This is a genomic window from Sphingobium sp. UBA5915 (assembly GCF_002431195.1).
GTDB lineage: Bacteria > Pseudomonadota > Alphaproteobacteria > Sphingomonadales > Sphingomonadaceae > Sphingobium > Sphingobium soli.
Genome location: NZ_DJDV01000023.1, coordinates 1 through 6677 on the forward strand (window position 1 = coordinate 1; position 6677 = coordinate 6677).

Sequence of the window (6677 nt, forward strand, 5' to 3'; positions counted from 1 at the left end):
GCCTGCTGATCGACGTCGATCATTTCAAAACGATCAATGACCGATGGGGTCATGCTACAGGGGATCAGGCGCTGACCGCCATCGCCGGGGGTCTGCGGCGATCCGTGCGCGCCGACGATATTTGCGGACGCATGGGCGGAGAGGAATTTGCAGTCTATCTGCCTGAGATGACAGGGGAAAAGGGCGCGCTTCTAGCAGATCGAATACGCCTGGCAGTAGAAGCGCTCAGCGTCCGTAATGATGAGGGGCATGTCGTTCCCCTCACCGTCAGCATTGGCTGCGCGGCAGACGAAAACGCAGCAACGGCTGAAATGCTCCTGCGGCGCGCAGACCTCGCCATGTATGCTGCCAAGGCCGCGGGCCGCAACCAGATCCGCTTGGCTGCGTAGTATTCGGACGGCCAAGCAAACCGACCTTCCCGGTCATCACGCCAGCCTGATTGAAAGGCAGCACATAGGCATCGGGGCTATTCGACGGGCGTTTTTGGAGCAGCCGGCTTTTTCGTTGATGTTTTCTTGGTGGCAGGCTTCTTTGGCGCGCTATCCTTCTTCGCGGCTGCCTTCTTGGGCGCGGCTTTCTTCTTGCCCTTCTTCGCCGGGGCCGATGCGGCCTTGGCGTCGATCAGTTGCGCGGCTTCCTCTAGGGTCAACGCTTCGGGCGTGACCGTCTTGGGCAGCGTCGCATTGGTCGTGCCATCGGTGACATAGGGACCATAGCGCCCTTCCATCACCTTGATCTCCGCGTCGGTGCGCGGATGCGCGCCCAGCACTTTCAGCGGTTCGCGCGCCGCGCCCCGGCCGCCGCGCGTGGCCGCTTCGGCGAGTTTCACGACAGCGCTGTTCATCCCCACCTCGAAAATCTCGGCAGTGTTGGACAAGCGGCCATATTTGCCATCGTGCAGCAGATACGGCCCAAAGCGGCCGATATTGGCGACGATCGGCTTGCCCGTTTCCGGGTGCAGCCCCACCTCACGCGGCAGGCTCAGCAACTTAACCGCCCAGTCCAGCGTCAATTCGCCATCGGGCAGATCCTTGGGAATCGATCCGCGCTTCGCCTCCTTGCCCTCGCCCATCTCGATATAGGGGCCAAAGCGGCCGGACTTGCGCGTGATGTCCTGTCCGGTTTCGGGATGCTGGCCCAGCACTTCCGGCCCGGTATCTTCGCCGTCCTTGCCGCCGGGCTGACCAAATTTACGGGTATATTTGCAGTCGGGATAGTTGGAGCAGGCGATGAACGCCCCGAACCGCCCGCCGCGCAGCGCCAGTTGGCCGGCGCCGCACATCGGGCAGGCGCGCGGATTGCTGCCATCGGCCTTGGGCGGGAAGAGCATCGGCTCCAGAAACTTGTCCAGCTCCGCCGTGATGTCGCTCGGCTTCTGCTCCATCACCTCGGCGGTCTTGGGCTTGAAGTCGCGCCAAAAGGCCTCCAGCACGTCCTGCCACTGCGCCCGGCCGCCGCTGATATCGTCCAGCTCGTCTTCCAGCCCCGCGGTGAAATCATAGGAGACGTAGCGTTCAAAAAACCGCTCCAGGAACGCCGTGACCAGCCGCCCGCTTTCCTCGGCAAAGAAACGGTTTTTCTCCACGCGCACATAGTCGCGGTCCTTGAGCACCTGCAAGGTCGAGGCATAGGTGGACGGCCGCCCGATACCCAGTTCCTCCAGCCGTTTGACCAGCGACGCTTCGGAATAGCGCGGCGGCGGCTGGGTGAAATGCTGTTCGGCACTGACCTTCTTTTTGGCCGGCGCATCCCCCGCGGCCATGCGCGGCAACAGCTTCGCATCATCGTCCTCGCTGTCGTCGCGGCCCTCTTCGTAAAGCGCCAGGAAGCCCGGAAAGATCACGACCTGCCCGGTGGCGCGCAGCGTATGACTCCCGCTGCCATCGACCATGTCGATCGTCGTGCGCTCCAGCCGCGCCGAAGCCATCTGGCTTGCCAGCGCACGCTTGAAGATCAGATCATAGAGGCGCGCATGATCGCCCGACCCCGCCTTGTCACGGCCGAACTCGGTGGGACGAATGGCCTCGTGCGCTTCCTGCGCATTCTTCGCCTTGGTCTGATATTGGCGCGGTTTTTCGGGCAGATAGCCGCCGTCATAACGGTCCGCAATCGCCTTGCGCGCCGCCGAAATCGCGCTTCCGTCCATCTGCACGCCGTCGGTCCGCATATAGGTGATCGCGCCATCCTCGTAGAGCTGCTGCGCGATCCGCATCGTGTGGCTGGCGGAAAAGCCGAGCTTGCGCGCCGCTTCCTGCTGCAAAGTGGACGTGGTGAAGGGCGGCGGCGGATTGCGCGTGAGTGGCTTCGTCTCGACCTTGTCGACGGTGAAGCGCCCGGCCTCCACATCGGCCTTGGCGGCCATGGCGTCGCCTTCCTTGCCGATGGTCAGGCGCTCAATCTTTTCGCCTTTCCAGCGGACAAGGCGCGCGGTGAAGGCCTGCCCGCCCTGCTCCATCTCAGCCGCGACCGACCAATATTCTTGGGGGCTGAAGCTTTCGATCTCGCGCTCGCGCTCGACCACCAACCGCAGCGCCACCGACTGCACGCGCCCGGCCGACTTGGCGCCCGGCAGCTTGCGCCACAGCACCGGCGACAGGGTGAAGCCCACCAGATAATCGAGCGCCCGGCGCGCCCGATAGGCGTCGATCAAATCCTCGTCCAGCGCGCGTGGCTGCGCCATCGCCTCGGTCACTGCCGCCTTGGTGATCGCGTTAAACGTCACCCGGTCGACCTTTTGCGGCAGCGCCTTCTTCGCGCGCAGCACTTCCTGCACATGCCAGCTGATCGCCTCGCCCTCGCGATCAGGGTCAGTCGCCAGGATCAATCGGTCGGCCTTCTTCGCCTCGTCGGCGATGGCTTTCAGCTGCTTGCCCTTGTCGCCATAATTTTCCCACGACATCGCAAAGCCGTTGTCAGGATCCACCGACCCGTCCTTGGGCGGCAGGTCGCGGATATGGCCATAGCTGGCGAGGACATGGAAATCGCCGCCCAGATATTTTTCGATGGTCTTCGCCTTGGCCGGCGATTCGACGATGACAAGCTGCATGGATGCCCCGGTTAAAAATCTCTCACGTATACGCGCGAGTGTGGAAAGGGATGACGCCCCCCGTCAAGCGTCGCTGATGTAGGCATGGCTGCCGCCCAAGGCCAGCCTCTTTCAGCGTAGGCTTACCTTAGCGCCCGCATGCCGCTCCAGCGCGCCGGCCAGTTCCAGTTCGAGCAGCACCGTCTGCACCACGGCGGGCGACAGGCCCGACAGGCGGATCAGTTCGTCCACCGGAGCCGCCGCCGGCCCCAGCAGCCCGATGACAGCGGCGCGCTCGCTTTGCGCAACGTCGCTCGACACCGGCTCGCCGATAAAATCGAAGCTCCCCTGCCGCACCATGCGCGGGTCGAAACCGCCGATCGCCTCCATCACGTCCGCGCCATTCTGGATCAGCGTCGCGCCCTCGCGGATCAGCAGGTTGCACCCTTGCGCGCGCGGATCGATGGGCGATCCGGGCACCGCCATCACCTCGCGCCCCGCCTCGCCCGCCAGCCGCGCGGTGATGAGCGATCCCGATTTGGGCGCGGCCTCCACCACCACCGTTCCCAAAGCCAGCCCTGCGATGATCCGGTTGCGCGCCGGGAAATGCCGCGCGAGCGGCTGAACGCCCGGCGGATGTTCGGTGACAAGCAGGCCGCGTTCAGCAAGCGCCTTCTGCAAATCCCGATTCTCCGGCGGAAACACCACGTCGATGCCGCAGGCGATGACGCCGATCGTACCGCTGTCGATCGACCCGCGATGGGCTTCGGTATCGATCCCCCGCGCCAGTCCCGATACGACCACCGCCTCCCGCTGCCCCAAGTCCTGCGCCAGACTGCGCGCGAAGCGGCACGCCGCCGCCGACGCGTTGCGCGCGCCCACGATGGCGACGCAGGACCGCGCGGCCAGTGCCGCATCGCCGCGCACGATCAGAGCCGGTGGCGCGCCTTCCATCTGATGCAGCAAGACGGGATAATCAGCGTCACCCATCAACAGATAGCGGCCGCCCAGTGCGCGGGTGGCCGCTATCTCGCGCTCGACGGCGCCGGCATCGGCTACGCTCGCCCGGCCACCGCCCCGTTCCGCCAGCAAGGGAATGGCGCGCAACGCCTCGCTTGCGCTGCCAAAGCGGGCAAGCAGTTGCCGATAGCTGACTGGCCCGATTCGCGGCGAGCGGATCAACCGCAACCGATCGAACCGCTCCCGCTCACTCATTCAGGCATAGCCGTCTTGGATTTCCCGACCTTGGGTTCCTCACCCCTCGTCAATCGCGCAATATTCTGCCGATGCCGCCACAACAGGATCAACGCCATCGCAAGGCTCACCGGCACCAGGTCGACGCGGTCGAACGCCCACATCGCGATGGGCGCGCTGATCCCCGCCGACATGCCGCCGACCGACGACCAGCGCGTGCCGAACAACAGGCCCAGCCACACCAGCGCAAAAACGATGCCCGCAGGCCAGTAGAGCGCGGTCACGACACCCATCATCGTCGCCACGCCCTTGCCCCCGGCAAAGCGCAGCCACACCGGGTAGCAATGGCCGATGAAGGCCATCGCGCCCGCCATCGGCCCACCGCCATCGACAATCGCGGCACCGATCAGCACCGCCGCGGCCCCTTTCAGCAGATCCAGCAGCAACGTCGCGGCGGCCAGCCCCTTGCGCCCGGTGCGCAGCACATTGGTCGCGCCGATATTGCCTGACCCAATCTGGCGCAGGTCGCCAGCGCCGGTCACGCGGGTCAGCAGCAAACCAAAAGGGATGGAGCCCAGCAGATAACCCAGGACCAGAACGACAGTGGGAAGAAGCCAATAAGGTGTCATGAACATCGCCGATAGAAAGTGCCCGCGACCATAGCGTGACAGTCGCGCGGAGCAATGGCGAAGCTGCGTCGCGCCATGATGACGCCCTTTGTCACCCGTATCTGTCACCCGCATCCTTTTGCCCGTTCGGGCGCTTATGCCTCTCTTCCCGGACATGATGGAGTTTGCCTTGATACTTCGATCCGCCCTTATCGGCCTGGTTGCTGGCCAGCGCTCGCTTACCCCGCTGGCCGTGCTTGCCGGCGCCGCGCGCGACGGATTACTGCCCGAAGCGCCGCGCGCAACCGCGCTCCTCTCCAATCCGTTGATCGCAACGGGCGCGGTTGCGCTCGCTGGGCTGGAAATGGCGGGTGACAAGATGGAAAGCGCGCCCGACCGCACCGTGAAGCGCGGCCTGGCGGTGCGCATCATCACGTCGGCCTTCGCCGGCGCTGTCCTTGCTCCCCGCGGCAAAGGCGCGCTTGGGGCCGCAACGGCGATCACCGCCGCCATGGCCAGCGCCTATGCGGGCCTTGCCCTGCGCAAGAAGGCGATGCGCGCCTATGGCCAAGTGCCGACCGGCGCGATCGAGGATGCGGTGGTCCTTGCTGGCGGACTGGCCGTCACCCGCTGACGTCGCGCAGGGGCGTTGACAGGCAAGCGCCCCATCGCGACAGGAGCGGGCATGACGGTCGCTGCAGATGCTCCCATCCTGTTCTTCGATTCCGGCGTGGGCGGACTTTCGATCCTCGCCCCGGTCAGGGAAATGCTGCCCACCGCATCCATAGTCTATGCCGCCGACAGTGCTGGCTTTCCTTATGGCACCAAGAGCGAAGCGGAAATCGCCGCGCGTGTGCCAGCACTGCTTGGCCGCCTGGTGGAGCGCTATCGCCCGCGCCTCGCTGTCATCGCCTGCAACACCGCCTCGACGATCGCCCTTCAGCATGTGCGCGCCGCGCTCGACATACCCGTGGTCGGCACCGTTCCTGCGATCAAACCCGCCGCGCTTCTGTCGAAAAACCGTATCTTCGGCGTCCTTGGCACCGACGCGACCGTGCGCCAGCCCTATGTCGATCGCCTTGCGGCAGAACATGGCGCCGATTGCATCGTCCTGCGTCATGGCTCAGCAGCCCTGGTGCAGTTGGCCGAAGCCAAGCTGCGCGGGGAACCACTCGATCCCCGGGTCGCCCGTGCGGCGCTTGCAGGCCTTACGACTCAGCCGGGGGGGCAGCGCATGGACATGGTCGTCCTCGCCTGTACCCATTTTCCGTTGGTGGAGGCCGAACTGGCCGCCGCCGCTCCCCATTCTCTGGGGTTCGTCCATGGCGGAGACGGCATCGCCCGCCGCATTGCCTTCCTGACGGAGGGTCAGACCTGGCCGGCTGAGCCAACGCCGGGAACTGCCGTGTTCACCCGCCTCGACGCCCAACAGGAAAGGTTGCGCCCGGCTCTGGCGCGCTATGGCCTTGATCGGATCGAACAACTCTGACGGGGTAGGCCATTTGTCCAATGCCCCTTTCATCGATCAGTCTGATAGGTATTTCCCCCTAAGGCTGCGAATGGTTATCGCTGGTAATGGGCGGATCACGCAGGTAAATGCGACCATATGGGCAGGGGAAATGCGCGCCCAGAACGACAATATGCGCGCGAACGAACGGGAAGAAGCGTAGTGAATTACAAGCACATCTTTTCGCAGGCGATCGACCGGCTTCATAGTGAAGGCCGCTATCGCGTCTTCATCGATATCCTGCGCAACAAGGGCGCTTTCCCCAACGCACGCTGCTTCCACGGCCATAACGGCCCCAAGCCGATCACCGTGTGGTGCTCCAACGACTATCTCGCCATGGGCC

At 64.8% G+C, this 6677-nt stretch carries 6 protein-coding genes and 1 pseudogene; 4 read left to right on the forward strand and 3 right to left on the reverse strand.

The window, feature by feature from the left end; genetic code table 11:
- A partial coding sequence (locus B2V90_RS03160; RefSeq protein WP_293919646.1) for a GGDEF domain-containing protein occupies positions 1-389 on the forward strand: 389 nt, incomplete at its 5' end.
- A gap of 77 nt (positions 390-466) precedes the next feature.
- On the opposite strand, the gene topA is transcribed toward B2V90_RS03160, so the two are convergent.
- The 3 genes from topA to plsY all read right to left on the reverse strand — a co-directional run bounded on the left by topA (position 467) and on the right by plsY (position 4956).
- Positions 467-3046: a type I DNA topoisomerase gene (gene topA, locus B2V90_RS03165; protein WP_228220234.1), complete on the reverse strand. Its 2580-nt coding sequence runs from the start codon at positions 3044-3046 to the stop codon at positions 467-469.
- A 111-nt stretch (positions 3047-3157) separates the two neighbouring features.
- Positions 3158-4240, reverse strand: coding sequence for a DNA-processing protein DprA (dprA, locus tag B2V90_RS03170; protein ID WP_228220235.1), 1083 nt, complete (start codon positions 4238-4240; stop codon positions 3158-3160).
- Positions 4237-4956, reverse strand: coding sequence for a glycerol-3-phosphate 1-O-acyltransferase PlsY (gene plsY, locus B2V90_RS03175; protein ID WP_293919651.1), 720 nt, complete (start codon positions 4954-4956; stop codon positions 4237-4239). The genes dprA and plsY overlap by 4 nt, the downstream gene beginning before the upstream one ends.
- A gap of 61 nt (positions 4957-5017) precedes the next feature.
- Here plsY and B2V90_RS03180 point away from each other — a divergent pair, with 61 nt between their 5' ends.
- The 3 genes and pseudogenes from B2V90_RS03180 to B2V90_RS03190 all read left to right on the forward strand — a co-directional run.
- Positions 5018-5461 (forward strand): DUF4126 domain-containing protein, encoded by a 444-nt coding sequence (locus B2V90_RS03180; RefSeq protein WP_293919653.1) that lies wholly within the window; start codon positions 5018-5020, stop codon positions 5459-5461.
- Positions 5462-5512: 51 nt separating this feature from the next.
- On the forward strand, positions 5513-6316 hold the full coding sequence (murI, locus tag B2V90_RS03185) for a glutamate racemase (protein ID WP_228220238.1): 804 nt from the start codon (positions 5513-5515) through the stop codon (positions 6314-6316).
- Between the two features lie 180 nt (positions 6317-6496).
- Positions 6497-6677, forward strand: a pseudogene (locus B2V90_RS03190) (5-aminolevulinate synthase); the annotation flags it as partial.